Genomic DNA, 17,409 nt, shown 5'->3' with positions numbered 1-17,409 from the left:
AGATGCCACCCGCTGCCTGCCGTGGATGCGTCCCTTCACCCGCATTCCGCCCGCACGCGGCGCGGCGCCTGCCGCTACACTGCGACGAGCGCGCATTGCCTCACTTTTCAGTCGCCCACAGCGAGAACCGCCATGCCTTTGCCCTCCCGTGTCAAGATCGTCGACGTCGGCCCGCGCGACGGCCTGCAGAATGAAAAACAGGCGGTGCCCGCCGCCGTCAAGATCGAGCTGGTCCATCGCCTGCAGGATGCGGGCCTGAAGGAGATCGAGGTCACCAGCTATGTGTCACCCAAGTGGGTGCCGCAGATGGGCGACAACGCCGAGGTCATGGCCGGCATCCGCCGCCAGCCCGGCGTGCGCTACAGCGTGCTGACGCCCAACCTGAAGGGCTTCGAGGCCGCCATTGCCGGCCCGCGCGCCACCTGGCCCGACGAGATCGTGGTCTTCGGCGCCGCCAGCGAGGCCTTCAGCCAGAAGAACATCAACTGCAGCATCGCCGAAAGCATCGAGCGCTTCGCCCCAGTGGCGGAGGCCGCGCGCGATCAGGGCATCTACGTGCGCGGCGCCATGAGCTGCACCGTGGGTTGCCCGTATGAAGGCGACATCGCGCCCGAGCGCGTCGGCTACCTGGCGGGCCTGATGAAGGGCATCGGCGTGCAGCACGTGGGCGTGGCCGACACCATTGGCGTCGGCACGCCGCGCAAGGTGCAGGCGGCCATCGAGGCGACGTTGCGGCACTACGCCGTCGACGACGTGTCGGGCCACTTCCACGACACCTACGGCCAGGCGCTGGCCAACACGCTGGCCGCGCTGGAGCTGGGCGTGTGGCAGTACGACACGTCGGTGGCCGGCCTGGGTGGCTGCCCGTATGCCAAGGGCGCTACCGGAAACGTAGCAACCGAAGACGTGGTGTACATGCTGCACGGCATGGGCATCGACACCGGCATCGACCTCGACCAGCTGATCGACGCCGGGCAGTACATCAGCGACTTCCTGGGCCGCAAATCGAATTCGCGCGTGGCGACGGCGGTGCTGAACAAGCGCGCGGGGTAAGCCATGGCCTGCGCCGCGACCGCCTGTCTTGATGGCGTGGGGCTGCCGTCGGGGACGCTGAAGGTTTTTTGAAATGGATGCTCGTGTCTGGCTGGCGTATTTCGTGGCGTCGTGGCTGATCGCGCTGTCGCCCGGCTCGGGCGCGGTGCTGTCGATGAGCCACGGCCTGCAATACGGCGTGCGCCAGACCAGCGCCACCATCGCCGGGCTGCAAATCGGGCTGGCGTTCATCCTGCTGGTGGCGGGCGTCGGGGTGGGCGCGCTGCTGGTGGCTTCGGCCACCGCGTTCACCGTGGTCAAGGTGCTGGGCGCGGCCTATCTGGTGTGGCTGGGCGTCAGGCAATGGCGCGCGCCGGTGCATGGCGGCCAGGCGCTGGACGGCATGCCGGCCGCGGCGCCGGCCCTGAGCCTGCGCCAGCGCGTGGTGACCGGCGCGCTGACCAATGCCACCAACCCCAAGGGCATCGTCTTCATGGTGGCGGTGCTGCCGCAGTTCATCGACCCCAGGCGCCCGCTGGCGCTGCAACTGGCCATTCTGCTGGTCACCACGCTGGCCGTGGACACGGTGGTGATGCACGGCTACGCCTTCATCGCTGCGCGCCTGCGGGCGGCGCTGCGTTCGGCCAGCGCGCGGCGGGCGCAGAACCGCGTGTTTGGCGGCGTGCTGATGGGCATGGGCGCCAGCCTGCTGATGGTGGGGCGCGTGGCGCGCACCGGCTGAGGTGACATGACGACGATGAACACTGAAAAACCGCTTCCCGACGGCGTGCAGCGCGTGGCCCAGGCGCTGCGGCAGGCCGGCCACGCCCACATGCCGGTCATGCTGGACGACGCCGCGCGCACCGCGCAGCAGGCCGCCGACGCGCTGGGCATTGACGTCGGCCAGATCGCCAAGAGCATCATCTTTCGCCGCAAGGCCGACGACGCGGCGGTGCTGGTCATCACCAGCGGCGACCGCCGGGTGGACGAAAAAAAGGTCGAGGCGCTGGTGTGCGCCGAGGGCGGCGGCAAGCTGGGCCGCGCCGACGCCGAGTTCGTGAAGGCCAAGACCGGGTTTTCCATCGGCGGCGTGTCGCCGGTGGCGCACGCCATGCCGTCGGTGACGCTGATCGACCGCGAGCTGTTCCGCTTTGCCGAGATCTGGGCCGCCGCCGGCCACCCGCACGGCGTGTTCAAGCTGACGCCGGCCGACCTGGAACACCTGACCGGTGCGCCGGTGGCGGACGTGGTGGCATGAGGCCGCGCGTGACGGGCGTTCACCAGGGCGCGCCAGCCGGGATTCAGCCCTGCGGTGCGTGCCGCAGGATGCTATTGAAATGATATCTGAAGACGCAGGCGTGGCAAGCGCCTGGATCGATTTTGATCCAGATTCCGGCCCGGGGCCGGTGCCGTCGCCCTGCATCAACGTGTGCCGCATCAGCCCCGTCACGGGCTGGTGCGAAGGCTGCCAGCGGCGGCTGGAAGAAATCGGCGGCTGGGGCAGCGCCAGCGACGACGCCCGCCGCGAGGTGTGGCGGCGCATCCGGGCGCGCCGCGCCGATCAGGGGCCGAAGCCATGAAGCGCATCGATTTCTACCTGGACTTCATCTCGCCGTACGCCTATCTGGCCTTCGAGCGCCTGCCGCGCGCGCTGGATGGGCTGGGCTACGAGGTGACGTACCGCCCGATCCTGTTTGCCGGGCTGCTCAAGCACCACGGGCAGCTGGGCCCGGCCGAGATCGCGCCCAAGCGCGACTGGACTTACCGCCAGGTGCTGTGGCTGGCGCAGACGCTGGACGTGCCGCTCGACCTGCCCGCCGCGCACCCCTTCAACCCGCTGGCCTTGCTGCGGCTGGCCTGGGCCTGCGCGCGCCAGGGCACGCCCAACCGCTGGGTGTGCGAAACGATCTTTCGCCACGTCTGGCAAGGCGGCGCGCCGGCCGACGACGCCGGGCGGCTGGCGGCGTTGACCGCGCAGCTGGCGCCGCCGCGCGACCCGGCCAGCGACGCGGTGAAGGCCGAGCTGAAGCACGCCACCGACGCGGCGCTGGCCGCCGGCGTGTTTGGCGTGCCCACGGCGGTGGTGGACGGGCGCGTGTTCTGGGGCCTGGACGCCTTGCCCATGCTGCGCGCGCAGCTGGAAGACGCCACGCGCCTGGACGCCGTGTGGGCGGGCGCTGCAAGCGTGGCGCAAGGCGTGCGGCGCTGAATGAGGGGTGCGCACGGCGGCGCGTTGGCGGCGCCCTGGTTGCTCTCTTTTAATGAGCGGCCAGCGCTTGCCCCATAAGGGCTGGCGTGCGATTTGATTCAAAATTCAGTGCCGGCGCCGGCACCTTTGTGGCATGCCCAACGCCTTCAATTTTTCTGCTTCGCCCTTTGATTGCCTGACCCAGGAGCAGCAGCGCCTGGTGCAGGCCAGCGTGGACGTGGCGTATTTCCCGCGCGACGCCGTCATCCTGGACGTGGGCGACACGCCGACCGACCTGTTCGTGCTGATCAAGGGGCAGGTCACGCAGCTGGACGGCGACGAGGTGGTGGCCATCTACGGCCCCGACGACTGCTTCGACGGCCGCGGCCTGGTGGCGGGCAAGGCGTCCAGCCGGTTCGTCGCCAGCGAGGAAGTGGTCACTTACGAACTGGCCCGCCAGGCGGTGAACGACCTGATCGCCGCCAATGCCACGTTCGGCGCGCTGCTGTTCTCTGACCTGGGCGCCAAGCTGAGCGCCATGAGCGACCTGCAGACCGGCAACGAGCTGCAGTCGCTCAACCTGTCGCGCGTGGACGAGGCCTTCGTGCGGCCCGCGCACATCGTGGACGCGACGACCGACATCGTCTCGGTCGTCAAGGTGTTCCAGAAAGAGCACACCACCAACGTGCTGGTGCGCGACGCGCAAAGCCAGCCGCCGCGCCTGGGCATGTTCACCACCAATGCGCTGCAGCGCGCCATCCTGTCCGGCCGTCCGCTGGACAAGCTGCCGGTGGGCGACCTGGCGGCCTGGTCGCTCATCAGCGTGCGGCCGTCCGACCAGGTGGGCGACGCCCTGGCCACCATGCTGCGGCACCACATCCACCGCGTGGTGGTGGCCGACGGCGACCACGTGCTGGGCGTGCTGGAAGCGCTGGACGTGTTCAGCTTCCTGTCGAACCACTCGCTGCTGATCACCATGCAGATCAACGGCGCCGCGCACATCGACGAACTGGAAAAAGCCGCCGGCCAGATCACCGGCATGATCGCCCGGCAGTACCGGTCGGGCACGCGCGTGCCGCTGATCGCGCAGCTGGTGCGCGATCTGAACGCGCGCCTGTTTGACCGCGCCTGGCACCTCATCGCGCCCGAGGAACTGGTGGCCAACAGCTGCCTGTTCGTCATGGGCAGCGAAGGGCGTGGCGAGCAGCTGCTGAAGACCGACCAGGACAACGGGCTGATCCTGCGCGACGGCTATGTGCCGCCGGACGACCTGGCCGACATCTGCCAGCGCTTTTCGGACGCGCTGGCGCGCTTTGGCTACCCCGAATGCCCCGGCCGCATCATGCTCAGCAACCCGGCGTGGCGCAAGACGGTCACCGAATTCAGCCAGACGGCGCGCCAGTGGCTGGTGCAGCCCGATGGCGACAGCCTGATGAACCTGGCCATCTTCATGGACGCCCACGCCGTGAGCGGCGATGCGCGCCTGCTGGACGACGTGCGCGCCAGCCTGACCGAACTGGCCACCGACAACGACGGCATGCTGGCCCGCTTCGCCGCCGCCATCGACGCCTTCGGCAACACCACCGGCTGGTGGAACCGCCTGCTGGGCGACGCCGACAACCGCATGAACCTGAAGAAGGAAGGCATCTTCCCGCTGGTGCACGGCGTGCGCAGCCTGGCGCTGGCGCACCGCCTGCCCAACACCGGCACGGCCGAACGCATCGCCGCGCTGGTGTCGGCGCACGCGCTCAGCCCCGAGATGGGCAAGGAACTGACCGACGCGCTGCACTTCTTCATGGGCCTCAAGCTCAAGGCGGCCCTGTCCGAAATGGACAAGGGCCAGCCCGTGTCGGGTGCGGTCGATGTGCCGCAACTGTCATCGCTGGACCGCGACCTGCTCAAGGACGCGCTGGGCGTGGTCAAGCGCTTCAAGGTGCAGCTGCGGCACCGGTTCAAGCTGGGCAACCTGTGACCCGCCCGCAGCGCCTTCGGCGCCTCCCCCCCGGAAGGCGCACCCCGTGGCCGGGCCCAGCCCGCTCAGCGGGTGGGCGGGGTTCAACGGGCTCTCTTCACGCGGTATGCGAGGACGGCATGGCTGGACTGATCGATCGATTGCGCTCAGGCTGGCAGCAGCGGCTTTTGAAGGACCCCGAGTGGAGTTTTCTGTTCGAGCCGCCGCCGCCCAACGAATGGGTGTCGCTGGACTGCGAAACCACCGGCCTGAACACGCGCACCGACGAAATCATTTCCGTCGGCGCAGTGAAGATCCGCGGCCAGCGCATCATGAGCAGCGAGCGGCTCGAATTTCTGGTGCGGCCTGAAAAAGGCGTGTCGGCCGAGAGCATTCGCGTGCACCGGCTGCGCGTGCAGGACGTGCAGGGCGGCCTGCCGGCGCCCGAGGCCATGCGCCGCCTGCTGCATTTCATCGGCGCGCGTCCGCTGGTGGGCTATTACCTGGAATTCGACGTCGCCATGCTGAACCGCGCGGTCAAGCCGCTCATCGGCATTGGGTTGCCGCAGCCCAAGATCGAGGTATCGGCGCTCTACCACGACTACAAGTTCAGGCAACTGCCGCCCTCGCACCAGCAGGGCAACGTCGACATCGACCTGCGCTTTGCCACCATCATGGCCGACCTGGGCCTGCCCGTGCGCGACGCCCACGACGCACTGAATGACGCCATGATGGCCGCGCTGGCCTTCATCAAGCTCAAGCAGCTGCAGGCTTGACTTCGTGGTTTTTGCTGCGCATTTTGTAGCAAACAAATCGCGTTGAATAAGCGCGAAAGACCCTTTTGACTGAGTACCGGCGCGGGTTCGCCGCGGTGGACCTGCCCTTTTTCGCGCCTGCGCTTGCCCCATGAAAAAACCGGGCACAGGGCCCGGTTTTTGTAAGGGCGAAGCCCGTGGGCTTCGCGTCTGTCTTCTTCTTGGCGTTCTTCTTGTTGTCTCAGGGAATCAACGCCCTCAGTGCGACGAGGCCTTGGCGGCACCGAAGCCGGTTTCGGAGCGCACGCGCTGTGCCGGGTAGGCGGCGCGCTCGGCTTCGGCGTTCTTGCTCTTGTCGAGGATCGAGAACAGCCAGATGCCCACGAAGCCGATGGTCATGGAGAACAGCGCCGGCGAGGTGTAGGGGAACAGTGCCGAACCCTTCGGGTTGCCGAACGTGGCTTCCCACACCGACGGCGACACGATGGTCAGCGCCACCGACGAGATCAGGCCCATGAAGCCGCCGATGACCGCGCCCTTGGTGGTGCAATCCTTCCACAGCACCGACAGCAGCAGCACCGGGAAGTTGGCCGACGCCGCGATGGCGAACGCCAGCGACACCATGAACGCGATGTTCTGCTTCTCGAACAGGATGCCCAGGGCCACGGCGATGACGCCCAGGCACAACGTGGTGATGCGAGAAACCTTCAGTTCGCTGGCGCTGTCAGCCTTGCCCTTCTTGAACACCGTGGCGTACAGGTCGTGCGACACGGCCGAGGCGCCCGACAGCGTCAGGCCGGCGACCACCGCCAGGATGGTGGCGAAGGCCACGGCCGAGATGAAGCCGTAGAACACGTTGCCGCCCACCGCCTTGGCCACCAGCACCGCCGCCATGTTGGCCGTGCCGGCGCCGCCGTGGATCACGCCTTTGGTCGTGTCGGCGAACTCGGGGTTCGTCAGCACCAGGGTGATGGCGCCGAAGCCGATGATGAAGATCAGGATGTAGAAGTAGCCGATCCAGGTGGTGGCCCAGAACACGCTCTTGCGCGCCTCTTTCGCATCAGGCACGGTGAAGAAGCGCATCAGGATGTGCGGCAGGCCCAGCGTGCCGAACATCAGCGCCATGCCGAAGGAGATGGCGGAGATCGGGTCCTTGATGAAACCGCCCGGGCCCATGATGGACAGGCCCAGCTTGGCGGCTTCTTCCGGCGTCTTGCCGGTGTTGGCGGCGAGCTGCGTGCGCACCTTCACGCCTTCGGCGAACAGCGCTTCGGGGCTGAAGCCGTACTTGGCCATGACCATGAACCCCATGAAGGTCACGCCCGACAGCAGCATCACGGCCTTGATGATCTGCACCCAGGTGGTGGCCGTCATGCCGCCGAACAGCACGTAGATCATCATCAGTGCGCCCACCAGCACCACGGCGACCCAGTAGTCCAGGCCGAACAGCAGCTTGATGAGCTGGCCGGCGCCGACCATCTGCGCGATCAGGTAGAACGCCACCACCACCAGCGTGCCGCTGGCGGCAAAGGCGCGGATCGGCGTCTGCTGGAAGCGGTAGCCGGCCACGTCGGCGAAGGTGAACTTGCCCAGGTTGCGCAGGCGCTCGGCCAGCAGGAAGGTGAGGATGGGCCAGCCGACCAGGAAGCCGATGGAGTAGATCAGGCCGTCATAGCCGGTGGCCATCACGGCCGCCGAAATGCCCAGGAATGAGGCCGCCGACATGTAGTCGCCCGCAATGGCCAGGCCGTTCTGGAAGCCCGTGATGCCGCCGCCGGCGGTGTAGAAGTCGGCCGCCGACTTGGTGCGGCCTGCGGCCCACTTGGTGATCCACAGCGTGAGCACGACGAAGGCCGTGAACATGATGATGGCCGTCCAGTTGGTGGACTGCTTGGCGGCCTGGCCCACATCGCCACCGGCGGCGTAGGCGGCACCCGCGGTCAGCGCGGCACCGGTCAGGAAAATCTTGGTAAGGGCTTTCATTTGGTGGCGTCCTTGAGGATTTCGCGCGTCAGTGCATCAAACTCGCTGTTGGCGCGCCGCACGTAGATGCCGGTGATGATGATGGTGAAGACGATGACGGCCATGCCGATCGGAATGCCGATGGTGGTCACGCCGGCGCCCATGGGCCTGGCAAGGAATTCCTTGTCGAAGGCGATCAGCGCGATGTAGCCGTAATAAACGACCAGCATCAGGATGGCCAGCGTCCATCCGAACTTGTTGCGCGTGCTGGTGAGCTTCTGGTACTTCGGATCACGCTGAATCCGTTCGACCACGGGATCGGTCATGCTTTGTCTCCTCGTAAGGGTTGACGGGTCTTGTTGCCCAGCGCGAACGACGCCCGCACTGCTGAACTGATTCTGTGAAGCCGGTCTGACCAACTCCTTACGTAAGACCCACTTTGTTTCATATGCGGCCGCGATAAAAACGCCTCCAATTCGCCCGCCAGGCGCTTGGGGTAGGTGATTGCCCTTGGTTTTCAGGGCGCAGCCATTCGTTGTAAGTCTTGCGCAAGCCCGGTTTCTACAGTGGTCCAGAACAAGGACTAAACGACACTGGAGACAAGTGCCATGACAGCACATGCTTACCGTCAGGCGGGCCCATACGGGTACGCGATGCTCGGCCTGCTGCGCTCGCATCGCGTGATGCACAGGGATGGCGGCCGTGCGGTCGCCAGCGCGCTCAACCACCGCAAGCCGGCCGACGATTCGCCGGGCTTCTGGTTCCTGCGCCAGTGACCTATCCCCACGTCCATCCGCCGGACTTCCCGCCGCACGCGGACGACGGACCGAGCCTGCTGAATGCCACAGCCGGCAGCGGTGCCGGGCACGACCGGTGCCCCCGTCCCGTCAGGCGCTGCCCCCCGCTCCTCCGGCCGCCCCCGTCTCCTGGCCGCACGTTCTGGCGGCGTCTCCCGCGATCGATCTCCCTGGCGCGCCTTCGCGCTGAACTTTCCCCTCCTTGGTTGATGGCTGCCGCCCAACGGGCGCGCGGCAGCTTGGCGCTTGCCTGCACCGCCTGGCGCGGTGCGCAATTCACGCGTCCCAGCTTCCTTCGTGAAAGGAGGCCATCCGCAGCGGGTTAATTCCACCATCGATTTTTACGCGGGCCACCCCCATCGGGCTGTGCATTGACAACATGAGGAGTTCATCATGCCTAAGGAAATTTCGGAACGAGACCGCGCCTATTGGCGCGCCAACGTGCGATTGATTGTTTTTTGCCTCATCGTCTGGGCGACGGTGTCTTATGGCTTCGGCATATTGCTGCGCCCCTGGTTGATGGGCATCCAGTTTGGTGGCGCCGACCTGGGTTTCTGGTTTGCGCAGCAAGGCGCCATCCTGACGTTCCTGGCTTTGGTGTTCTTCTATTCCTGGAGAATGAACCGGCTTGACAAAGAATTTGGCCTGGAGGAATAACCATGAGTCAATTCTGGATCAACTTCATTTTCGTCATCGGCTCCTTCATCATCTACACCTGGATTGCGATCTGGGCCCGCGCACGAACCACGCGCGAGTTTTATATCGCCGGTGGTGAAGTCAACCCCGTGGTCAACGGCATGGCCACGGCAGCGGACTGGCTGTCGGCGGCGTCCTTCATCTCCGTCGCAGGCCTGATTTCGGTGGGTTACGTCAACTCATCGTTCATCATGGGGTGGACGGGTGGCTACGTGCTGCTGGCCACCCTGCTGGCGCCGTACCTGCGTCGGTTCGGTGCCTACACGGTGCCCGATTTCGTGGGCAAGCGATATGCCAGCAAGGGCGCGCGCGTGGTGGCGGTGCTCTGCCTGGTGATCATTTCGCTGACTTACGTGATTGGGCAGATGACGGGCGCGGGCGTCGCGTTCGCGCGCTTTCTGGAGGTGTCCAGCAGCACGGGTCTGCTGATCTCGGCCTTCGTGGTGTTCGTGTATGCGGTGCTGGGCGGCATGAAGGGCGTCACCTACACCCAGGTGGCGCAGTACATCGTGCTGATCCTCGCCTTCACCATTCCGGCGGCCTACCTGTCGGTGATGATGACGGGGCACGTCCTGCCGCAATCGGGCCTGTTCGGTCAGCACCTCGCCTCGGGCGAGCCATTGCTGCAGAAACTGAACCAGGTGGTGCGCGACCTGGGCTTCCAGGACTACACCGCGGATGTCAGCAACAAGTGGAACATGTTCCTGTTCACGCTCACGCTGATGGTGGGCACCGCCGGTCTGCCCCACGTCATCATCCGCTTCTTCACCGTGCCCAACATCCAGGACGCACGCTGGTCCGCGGCGTGGGCGCTGGTGTTCATCGCGCTGTTCTACACCACCGTGCCGGCGCTGGCTGCCATGTCGCGCCTGAACCTGCTGGAGACGTTCTATCCCGAAGGCACGCGCGCAGCGCCGCTGAAGTACGACGATCGACCGGAATGGGTCAAGAACTGGGAACACACCGGCCTGCTCAAGTTCGAGGACAAGAACAAGGACGGATATGTCCAATTCTACAACGGTGCCGCCAAGGATTTCACCGAGAAGGCCGAATGGGCGAAGACCTGGCAGGGCAACGAATTGACGGTGAACAACGACATCCTGGTGCTGGCGCTGCCCGAGGTGGCCAACATGCCGGGCTGGTTGATCGGCCTGATGGCGGCGGGCGGCATTGCCGCGGCGCTGTCCACGGCGTCCGGGCTGCTCATGGCGATTTCTTCGGCGGTCAGTCACGACCTGCTGAAGAACACCTTGATGCCCCACCTGACGGAGAAGCAGGAACTGCTCAACGCCCGCATAGCGATGGTGGGGGCCATCATCATCGCGACCTGGCTGGGGCTTAATCCACCAGGCTTTGCGGCCCAGACGGTGGCGCTGGCCTTTGGCATGGCGGCGGCGACGATATTCCCGGCCCTGGTGCTGGGGATCTTCGTCGACCGCATCAATGCCAAGGGGGCCATCGCAGGAATGATTGCCGGCGGCTTATTCACCGTGGTCTATATCTTCCTGTATCTGGGCTGGTTCTTCATTCCTGGCACCAACTCGTTCCCGAATACGCCCGAGCATTGGGTATTGGGCATCTCGCCGCTGTCGGTGGGGTGCATCGGGGCGATGATCAACATCATCACTTCGCTCGTCGTGTCCAACGCGACCGAGCGGCCCAGTGAAGAGGTGCGGGCCATGGTGCGCCGCGTGCGTTACCCGTGATGGCGGGTCGTCACTGATCACGCGTTGAGGTGAGTGGGCCTTCTCTTGAAGGCCCACTTTTTTACCCAGGATTCCAAACAATATGATCTGGCACCTTCTGGCCGTATTCATCATGGGCTTGTGCATGGGGGCGTTGGCTTATGCCCTCCGAAGGCTGACGCGCCAAAAACTGCCCAAGTGGCTGATTCCGGTGTTTGCCGCCGCCGGCATGCTCGGGTATCTGGCCTATTACGACTACCACTGGTACGAATTCAAGCAAACTCAGCTGCCCAAGGGCAGCACCGTGGTCCAGGAGCATAGAAAAACCTCTTTCTTTCGGCCCTGGAGCTACGCCTATCCGTCGGTCAGCGCCTTTACGGTGCTGGACGGCCAATTTTCAATTCGCCCGCAGGACGGGCAGCGCCTGGTGGAGTATTTTGAATACACCTTTCGCCAGGACCCGATCGAAGGGCTGGACACGCAGGCCTTCGTACTGAATTGCCAGACGCTGGAGCGCGTCCCCTTCGACCGCCAGCAGGGCAAGGTATCGGGGCCGGTACAGAAAATCAGTGCAGACCATCCGGTTTTTCAGAAAGCCTGCCACTGATTCGGGCGGTTCAATCAACATCGAAGCTTGAAAGGAGGTCCGGCATGGGAAAAATCAAGCTCACGGAACGGCTGCTCGGCCTGTTCGCGCTGGGCTGGTTGCTGCTGAACTTTCCGCTCTTCAGCATCTGGGACAAGGGCGAATTCCTGCTGGGCTGGCCCCTGTTGCCGACGGCGGCCTTCGTGATCTGGGGCCTGCTGATCGTGGCGCTGGCGGTGTTGATGGAATGGCGCGTTGATGGCGCCGCCGAGGCGTCGGCCGACGACGCGCGGCGCCAGCTGCCGCCGGACCCCTGAGCCATGCTGGCGCCACCGGTCCAAGCCATGAGCACGGCGCTGGTCCTGGCGGTGTCGCTGGGCTACCTGGCCCTGCTGTTCGTCATTGCGTACGCCGGCGACCGGCGCGCGGCGCGCGGCCTTTCGCTCATCAGCAGCCCCTGGACCTATGCGCTGTCGCTGGGCGTGTACTGCACGGCGTGGACCTATTTCGGCAGCGTGGGCCGCGCCGCCAGCGGCGGCCTGTGGTTCCTGCCGATCTACCTGGGGCCCACCATGGCCATGGTGCTGGGCTGGCTGGTGCTGCGCAAGATCGTGCGCATTGCCAAGGTACAACGCATCACCTCGATTGCCGACTTCATCGCCAGCCGCTATGGCAAGAGCCGCCTGCTGGCCGTGAGCGTGACGCTGATCGCCATCGTCGGCGTGGTGCCGTACATCGCCTTGCAGCTGAAGGGCGTGTCGGCCGCCTATGGCTTGCTGACCTCGCCCGGCGTGGCCGAGAGCACGACCCAGGTGCCGTGGAGCCGCGATGGCACCTTCTACCTCGCGCTGGTGCTGGCTGGCTTCACCATGATCTTCGGCGCCCGCCATCTGGATACGACGGAACGCCACGAGGGCATGGTGGCGGCCATCGCCTTCGAGTCGCTGGTCAAGCTGGTGGCCTTTCTCGCCGTGGGCGTGTTCGTCACCTACGGGCTGTACGACGGTTTTACCGACATCTTTGCGCGCGCGCAGGCGCAGCCTGAGTTGCGCGCGCTGCTGCGGCTGGAGCAGGGCACGGCCTTTGCCTGGCCGCAATGGTTCACCATGACGGTGCTGGCCATGCTGGCGGTGGTGATGCTGCCGCGCCAGTTCCAGATCATGGTGGTCGAGAACGTGCACGAAGACCACCTGCGCCGCGCCAGCTGGGTGTTTCCGGCCTACCTGCTGGCCATCAACATCTTCGTGCTGCCCATCGCGTTGGGCGGGCTGCTGTACTTTGGCGGCCAGGCCACCCATCCCGACAACTTCGTGCTGTCGCTGCCGCTGGCGGCGGGGCAGCAGGCGCTGGCGCTGTTTGTTTTCGTGGGCGGCCTGTCGGCGGCCACGGGCATGGTGATCGTGGAAAGCATCGCCATCTCCATCATGGTCAGCAACGAACTGGTGCTGCCCCTGCTGCTGCGCTGGCGCACCGCGCTGGGCGATGGGTTGCCCGACCTGACGCGCATCCTGCTGAACATCCGGCGCATCACCATCCTGCTGCTGCTGTTGCTGGGCTACGCGTATTTCCACGTCGCCAGCGAAGCGTACGCGCTGGTCAGCATCGGCCTGATCAGCTTTGCTGCCGTGGCGCAGTTCGCGCCGGCGGCGCTGATCGGCATGTACTGGCGCGCTGGCACGCGACTGGGCGCCCTGGGCGGGCTGATGGCGGGCTTTGGCATCTGGGTCTACACGCTGATGCTGCCTTCCATTGCCAAGTCGGGCTGGATGGGCGACGCCTTCGTGCAGGAAGGGCCGGGCGGCGTGGCGTGGCTCAAGCCCGAGGCGCTGTTCGGTCTCACCGGGCTCGACGCGCTGACGCACTCCCTGTTCTGGAGCCTGCTGCTCAACGTGTCGGTGTACGTGGCGCTGTCGCTGGCGCGCGAGCCGTCGGCGCGCGAAACCAGCCAGGCGCTGATGTTCGTGAATGCGGGCCGAGTCAGTGGTGGCACCACGCCCGTATTCTGGCGCGGCGAGGCGCGCGTGGAAGACCTGCGCCAGCTGTGTGTGCGCTTCTTTGGCGCCGAGCGCGCGCAGGCCATGTTCGACGAGTACGCCGCGCGCTGGGGCGCGACTGCGGCCAGCGTGGCCGACGCCCGCTTCGTGAGCTTCATCGAAACCAAGCTGGCGGGCGCCGTGGGCGGCGCATCGGCACGCGTGCTGGTGTCTTCCGTGTCGAAGGAAGAATCGCTGACCACCGAAGACGTGCTCAGCATGCTGGAAGAAGCCTCGCAACTGCGCGCCTACTCGCGCGCGCTGGAGGACAAGTCACGCTCGCTCGAAGAAGCCACCGCGCGCCTGCGCGAGGCCAACGAGCAGCTCAAGGGCCTGGACGTGCTGAAGGACGAGTTCATGTCGTCCGTGACGCACGAGTTGCGCACGCCGCTCACCTCGATCCGCGCGCTGGCCGAGATGATGCTGGACGATCCACAGATGCCGCCCGAGCAGCGCCAGCCTTTCATCGCCATCGTGGTGGCCGAGGCCGAGCGCCTCTCGCGCCTGGTCAACCAGGTGCTCGATCTGGCCAAGATCGAAGCCGGCCGCGCCGAATGGCACGACGCCCCGGTGGACATGCGGGCGCTGGTGTTGCAGGCCGTGGAGGTCACGCGCGAACTGCTGCGCGAGCACGGTTGCGCCATCGAGCTGACGCTGCCCGCGCCGGACGCGCGGCCGGCGCCCATCGTGTGCGCTGATCCCGACAAGCTGCAGCAGGTCATGCTCAACCTGCTGGCCAACGCGGTCAAGTTCGTGCCCCCGCAGGCAGGAAGGGTGCAGTTGGTGCTGCAGGTGGGCAAGGATGAACTGACGGTGTCGGTGACCGACAACGGCCCCGGCGTGTCGGACGACGACCAGCGCGCCGCCTTCGACAAGTTCCGCCAGGTGGGCGATCCGCGCGAGCGCCGCCAGGGCACGGGCCTGGGCCTGCCCATCAGCCGCCAGATCGTGGAACACTACGGAGGCCGCATCGGTGTGCGCTCGCGCCTGGGGCAGGGCGCCACCTTTCATTTCAGCCTGCCGCTGCTGGCGCAGCAGGCGGGGAACGGGGAGCCGACATGACGCACAAACTGCTGGTGGCCGACGACGAGCCCAACATCGTCATCTCGCTCGAATACCTGATGAAGCGCGAAGGCTACGAGGTGCTGGTGGCCACCGACGGCGACCAGGCGCTGGAGACCATCCAGCGCGAGCAGCCTGCACTGGTGTTGCTGGACGTGATGATGCCGGGCAAGACCGGCTTCGAGGTCTGCCAGGCGGTGCGCGCCGACCCGGCCCTGGCCGGCGTGCGCATCCTGATGCTGACTGCCAAGGGGCGCGACACCGACATCAGCAAGGGCCTGGCGCTGGGCGCCAACGCCTACATGATCAAGCCGTTTTCAACCCGCGAACTGGTGCAGAAAGTGGCCGAGATGCTGGAGGGCGCGGCTTGAGAGATGCACGCCTGCTGCGCCAACCGCTGGCCTGGATCGCGCTGGCGCTCGCCGCGTGGCTGGCGCTGGCGCTGGGCTTGGTCTACATCTCGCTCGACGCGCTCGGGCGCGCTCAGTTTGCACACTGGCTGGCCTCGCGCGCCGTGCTGCTGGCGGCCGCCTGGATGTTCGCCGCGGTGCTGGCGATGCTGGCGCTGCGCCGCTGGTGGCTGCCGCGCGTGGTCGCGCTGCCCGAACTGGCCGAGCAGACGCGCGCCATCGTGGCCGCGAGCCAGCCCTTGCAGATCCAGGCGCGCGGGCAGGCCGGCCAGCAGCCGCTGGCCGACGCCATCAACGCCCTGGCGGCGCAGCGCGATGCCCTGCGCGGCGATGTCACCGCCGAAGTGATGCGCGCCAACGCCAGCCTGCGGCTGGAGCGCAACCGCCTGGCCGCGCTGATGGCCGAGCTGACGCAAAGCGTGGTGGTGTGCAACCGCGATGGCCGCATCCTGCTGTACAACTCGCGGGCGCGCCTGCAGTTCCGCGCCCTGTCGGATGCGCCACAGCTGGCCGACGGGGCCGAACTGATCGGCATCGGCCGCTCCATCTACGCCGTGTTCGACCAGCAGCTGGTGGCGCACGCGCTGGACAGCATCCAGCAGCGGCTGGCGCGCGGCGCCGCGCAGCCGTCGGCGCAGTTCGTCACCGGCACGCGCGGCGGCCAGCTGCTGCGCGTGCAGGTGGCGCCCGTGACCGAGCCGGGCGACGGCGCCACCGCGCTGGACGGCTTCGTGCTGATGCTGGACAACATCACGCGCAGCTTCGAAGAAGAAAGCGCGCGCGTGCGGCTGCTGCACGGCCTGACCGAGGGCAGTCGCGCGTCGCTGGCCAGCCTGCGCGCCGCGGTGGAGATGCTGGGCTACGACGACCTGGAGCCGGCCATGCGCGAGCGCTTTCTGGCCGTGCTGCGCGACGAGACCGCCACCATGGTGCAGCGCGTGGACGCCGTCGCGCGGCAGTCGGCCGACAGCCTGCGCACGCGCTGGCCGCTGGAGGAAATGCAGGGTGCCGAGTTCGTGGACGTGGCCGTGCGCCAACTGGGCACGCAATGCCGGGTGCCGGTTGCGGCGGACGCCGTCGATGCGGCCCTGTGGCTCAAGCTGGACAGTTTTTCGATGCTGCAGGCGCTGGCCCATCTGGGGCAGCGCCTGGTCGATGAGTTCGGCGTGCGGGCGCTGATGCTGCGCCTGGCCACGCACGGCACGCGCGCGCAGCTTGACCTGGTCTGGACCGGACACGCCATGAGCACCGAAACCGTGATGGGTTGGGAAATGGAGCCCATGCAGAGCGGCGGCGAAACGCTGCCGCTGTCGGTGCGCGACGTGATCGAGCGCCACGACGCCGAGATGTGGTTCGAGCGCGACCGGGCGTCGCACCAGGCCTTCTTCCGCTTTCTGCTGCCGCTGGCCAGCAGCGCTGAAAAGGCGCATGAGCGCGCCGATCCGGTGGGCAGCCGGCCCGAGTTCTTCGACTTCGACCTGTTCGACGCCGCTGGCGCCGACACCGCGCTCGACGAACGCCGTTTATGCGACTTGGTCTACACCGTGTTCGATACCGAGACCACGGGGCTGAACCCCTCGGGCGGCGACGAGATCATCCAGATCGGCGCCGCGCGCATCGTCAATGGCAAGCTGCTGCGGCAGGAATCGTTCGAGCAACTGGTGGACCCGGGCCGAGCCATACCGGCCGCGGGCATCGCCATCCACGGCATCACGGCCGACATGGTGGCCGGCCAGCCGCGCATCGACGAGGTGCTGCCCGCCTTCCACCAGTTCGCGCAGGACACGGTGCTGGTGGCGCACAACGCCGCCTTCGACATGAAGTTCTTGCAGGCGCCTGCGCGCCGCGCCGGCCTGCGTTTTCAGCAGCCTGTGCTGGACACGCTGCTGCTGTCGGCACTGGTGCACCCCCATCAAGCGTCGCACCGGCTGGAGGCCATCGCCGAGCGCTTCGGCATCGCCGTGCTGGGTCGCCACACCGCGCTGGGCGACGCGCTGGTCACGGCCGAGGTGCTGCTCCAATTGATCCCGCTGCTGGCCGAGAAGGGCATCGTCACGCTGGCGCAGGCGCGCGAGGCGGCGCGGGAGACGTATTACGCGAGACTTAAATATTGATAGTGGCTTGCGCTTGCTCTGCAAGGATTTCAAGAGAAAAGTGCCTGAAAACGTTTTTTGTCAAGCGCAGGAAGCTATGGTTTTAGATGTTTTTCTTGAACGCAAAGGGCGCAAAGGCCACGCAAAAACCGCAAAAAG

The 17,409-nt window shown here is 66.5% G+C and carries 17 protein-coding genes; 15 read left to right on the top strand and 2 right to left on the bottom strand.

Translation table 11 applies throughout. From position 1 onward, the window contains the following. The first annotated feature begins 132 nt into the window (after window positions 1–132). The 7 genes from R0D99_RS15205 (at window position 133) to R0D99_RS15175 (ending at window position 5,947) form a co-directional block, all read left to right on the top strand. Complete coding sequence (locus R0D99_RS15205) at window positions 133–1,053, top strand: hydroxymethylglutaryl-CoA lyase (protein WP_317749018.1); 921 nt, start codon at window positions 133–135, stop codon at window positions 1,051–1,053. 73 nt (window positions 1,054–1,126) lie between these two features. After that, on the top strand, window positions 1,127–1,774 hold the full coding sequence (locus tag R0D99_RS15200) for a LysE family transporter (RefSeq protein ID WP_317749016.1): 648 nt from the start codon (window positions 1,127–1,129) through the stop codon (window positions 1,772–1,774). Between the two features lie 15 nt (window positions 1,775–1,789). Then, complete coding sequence (locus R0D99_RS15195) at window positions 1,790–2,290, top strand: YbaK/EbsC family protein (protein WP_317749014.1); 501 nt, start codon at window positions 1,790–1,792, stop codon at window positions 2,288–2,290. 79 nt (window positions 2,291–2,369) lie between these two features. Then, a complete protein-coding gene (locus R0D99_RS15190) occupies window positions 2,370–2,612 on the top strand; it encodes a DUF1289 domain-containing protein (RefSeq protein ID WP_317749012.1) in 243 nt (80 codons plus the stop codon). Beyond that, on the top strand, window positions 2,609–3,241 hold the full coding sequence (locus tag R0D99_RS15185) for a 2-hydroxychromene-2-carboxylate isomerase (protein WP_317749010.1): 633 nt from the start codon (window positions 2,609–2,611) through the stop codon (window positions 3,239–3,241). Before R0D99_RS15190 ends, R0D99_RS15185 begins: the two co-directional genes overlap by 4 nt. A 133-nt stretch (window positions 3,242–3,374) precedes the next feature. Further along, a complete protein-coding gene (locus R0D99_RS15180; RefSeq protein ID WP_317749008.1) occupies window positions 3,375–5,192 on the top strand; it encodes a DUF294 nucleotidyltransferase-like domain-containing protein in 1,818 nt (605 codons plus the stop codon). 119 nt (window positions 5,193–5,311) lie between these two features. Then, the gene (locus R0D99_RS15175) at window positions 5,312–5,947 is read left to right on the top strand and encodes a 3'-5' exonuclease (RefSeq protein WP_317749007.1); all 636 of its coding nucleotides are present in this window, start codon (window positions 5,312–5,314) and stop codon (window positions 5,945–5,947) included. Window positions 5,948–6,184: 237 nt separating this feature from the next. Here R0D99_RS15175 and R0D99_RS15170 read toward each other — a convergent pair whose 3' ends face one another. Together R0D99_RS15170 and R0D99_RS15165 are read right to left on the bottom strand one after the other, a co-directional pair. Next, on the bottom strand, window positions 6,185–7,909 hold the full coding sequence (locus R0D99_RS15170) for a cation acetate symporter (protein ID WP_317749005.1): 1,725 nt from the start codon (window positions 7,907–7,909) through the stop codon (window positions 6,185–6,187). Continuing rightward, the gene (locus R0D99_RS15165) at window positions 7,906–8,214 is read right to left on the bottom strand and encodes a DUF485 domain-containing protein (RefSeq protein WP_317749003.1); all 309 of its coding nucleotides are present in this window, start codon (window positions 8,212–8,214) and stop codon (window positions 7,906–7,908) included. The genes R0D99_RS15170 and R0D99_RS15165 overlap by 4 nt, the downstream gene beginning before the upstream one ends. 282 nt (window positions 8,215–8,496) lie before the next feature. Here R0D99_RS15165 and R0D99_RS15160 point away from each other — a divergent pair, with 282 nt between their 5' ends. The 8 genes from R0D99_RS15160 to R0D99_RS15125 all read left to right on the top strand — a co-directional run bounded on the left by R0D99_RS15160 (window position 8,497) and on the right by R0D99_RS15125 (window position 17,271). Then, a complete protein-coding gene (locus R0D99_RS15160; protein ID WP_317749002.1) occupies window positions 8,497–8,664 on the top strand; it encodes a hypothetical protein in 168 nt (55 codons plus the stop codon). A gap of 414 nt (window positions 8,665–9,078) precedes the next feature. Continuing rightward, window positions 9,079–9,342 (top strand): DUF4212 domain-containing protein, encoded by a 264-nt coding sequence (locus R0D99_RS15155; RefSeq protein ID WP_317749001.1) that lies wholly within the window; start codon window positions 9,079–9,081, stop codon window positions 9,340–9,342. A gap of 2 nt (window positions 9,343–9,344) precedes the next feature. Next, a complete protein-coding gene (locus R0D99_RS15150; RefSeq protein ID WP_317749000.1) occupies window positions 9,345–11,087 on the top strand; it encodes a sodium:solute symporter family protein in 1,743 nt (580 codons plus the stop codon). 82 nt (window positions 11,088–11,169) lie between these two features. Beyond that, a complete protein-coding gene (locus R0D99_RS15145; protein WP_317748998.1) occupies window positions 11,170–11,673 on the top strand; it encodes a hypothetical protein in 504 nt (167 codons plus the stop codon). 44 nt (window positions 11,674–11,717) lie between these two features. Further along, window positions 11,718–11,969 carry a hypothetical protein gene (locus R0D99_RS15140; protein WP_317748996.1) on the top strand — a complete coding sequence of 84 codons (252 nt, stop codon included), beginning with the start codon at window positions 11,718–11,720 and terminating at the stop codon, window positions 11,967–11,969. Between the two features lie 27 nt (window positions 11,970–11,996). After that, window positions 11,997–14,747 carry a sensor histidine kinase gene (locus R0D99_RS15135; protein ID WP_317748994.1) on the top strand — a complete coding sequence of 917 codons (2,751 nt, stop codon included), beginning with the start codon at window positions 11,997–11,999 and terminating at the stop codon, window positions 14,745–14,747. Beyond that, window positions 14,744–15,118, top strand: a complete 375-nt coding sequence (locus tag R0D99_RS15130; RefSeq protein ID WP_317748993.1) for a response regulator transcription factor — start codon at window positions 14,744–14,746, stop codon at window positions 15,116–15,118. Before R0D99_RS15135 ends, R0D99_RS15130 begins: the two co-directional genes overlap by 4 nt. After that, window positions 15,115–17,271: an exonuclease domain-containing protein gene (locus R0D99_RS15125; protein WP_317748991.1), complete on the top strand. Its 2,157-nt coding sequence runs from the start codon at window positions 15,115–15,117 to the stop codon at window positions 17,269–17,271. Before R0D99_RS15130 ends, R0D99_RS15125 begins: the two co-directional genes overlap by 4 nt. Window positions 17,272–17,409: the final 138 nt, after the last annotated feature.

Source organism: Ottowia sp. SB7-C50, assembly GCF_033110285.1.
GTDB lineage: Bacteria > Pseudomonadota > Gammaproteobacteria > Burkholderiales > Burkholderiaceae_C > Ottowia.
This window is presented reverse-complemented; position numbering and strand designations above follow the sequence as displayed.

Excerpts from the sequence above, each read along its gene's own strand:
- R0D99_RS15165 (WP_317749003.1), bottom strand. The coding sequence starts at position 8,214 with ATGACCGATCCCGTGGTCGAACGGATTCAGCGTGATCCGAAGTACCAG.
- R0D99_RS15190 (WP_317749012.1), top strand. The coding sequence starts at position 2,370 with ATGATATCTGAAGACGCAGGCGTGGCAAGCGCCTGGATCGATTTTGAT.
- R0D99_RS15140 (WP_317748996.1), top strand. The coding sequence starts at position 11,718 with ATGGGAAAAATCAAGCTCACGGAACGGCTGCTCGGCCTGTTCGCGCTG.
- R0D99_RS15205 (WP_317749018.1), top strand. The coding sequence starts at position 133 with ATGCCTTTGCCCTCCCGTGTCAAGATCGTCGACGTCGGCCCGCGCGAC.
- R0D99_RS15180 (WP_317749008.1), top strand. The coding sequence starts at position 3,375 with ATGCCCAACGCCTTCAATTTTTCTGCTTCGCCCTTTGATTGCCTGACC.
- R0D99_RS15160 (WP_317749002.1), top strand. The coding sequence starts at position 8,497 with ATGACAGCACATGCTTACCGTCAGGCGGGCCCATACGGGTACGCGATG.
- R0D99_RS15175 (WP_317749007.1), top strand. The coding sequence starts at position 5,312 with ATGGCTGGACTGATCGATCGATTGCGCTCAGGCTGGCAGCAGCGGCTT.
- R0D99_RS15135 (WP_317748994.1), top strand. The coding sequence starts at position 11,997 with ATGAGCACGGCGCTGGTCCTGGCGGTGTCGCTGGGCTACCTGGCCCTG.
- R0D99_RS15150 (WP_317749000.1), top strand. The coding sequence starts at position 9,345 with ATGAGTCAATTCTGGATCAACTTCATTTTCGTCATCGGCTCCTTCATC.
- R0D99_RS15130 (WP_317748993.1), top strand. The coding sequence starts at position 14,744 with ATGACGCACAAACTGCTGGTGGCCGACGACGAGCCCAACATCGTCATC.
- R0D99_RS15170 (WP_317749005.1), bottom strand. The coding sequence starts at position 7,909 with ATGAAAGCCCTTACCAAGATTTTCCTGACCGGTGCCGCGCTGACCGCG.
- R0D99_RS15200 (WP_317749016.1), top strand. The coding sequence starts at position 1,127 with ATGGATGCTCGTGTCTGGCTGGCGTATTTCGTGGCGTCGTGGCTGATC.
- R0D99_RS15185 (WP_317749010.1), top strand. The coding sequence starts at position 2,609 with ATGAAGCGCATCGATTTCTACCTGGACTTCATCTCGCCGTACGCCTAT.
- R0D99_RS15155 (WP_317749001.1), top strand. The coding sequence starts at position 9,079 with ATGCCTAAGGAAATTTCGGAACGAGACCGCGCCTATTGGCGCGCCAAC.
- R0D99_RS15195 (WP_317749014.1), top strand. The coding sequence starts at position 1,790 with ATGAACACTGAAAAACCGCTTCCCGACGGCGTGCAGCGCGTGGCCCAG.
- R0D99_RS15145 (WP_317748998.1), top strand. The coding sequence starts at position 11,170 with ATGATCTGGCACCTTCTGGCCGTATTCATCATGGGCTTGTGCATGGGG.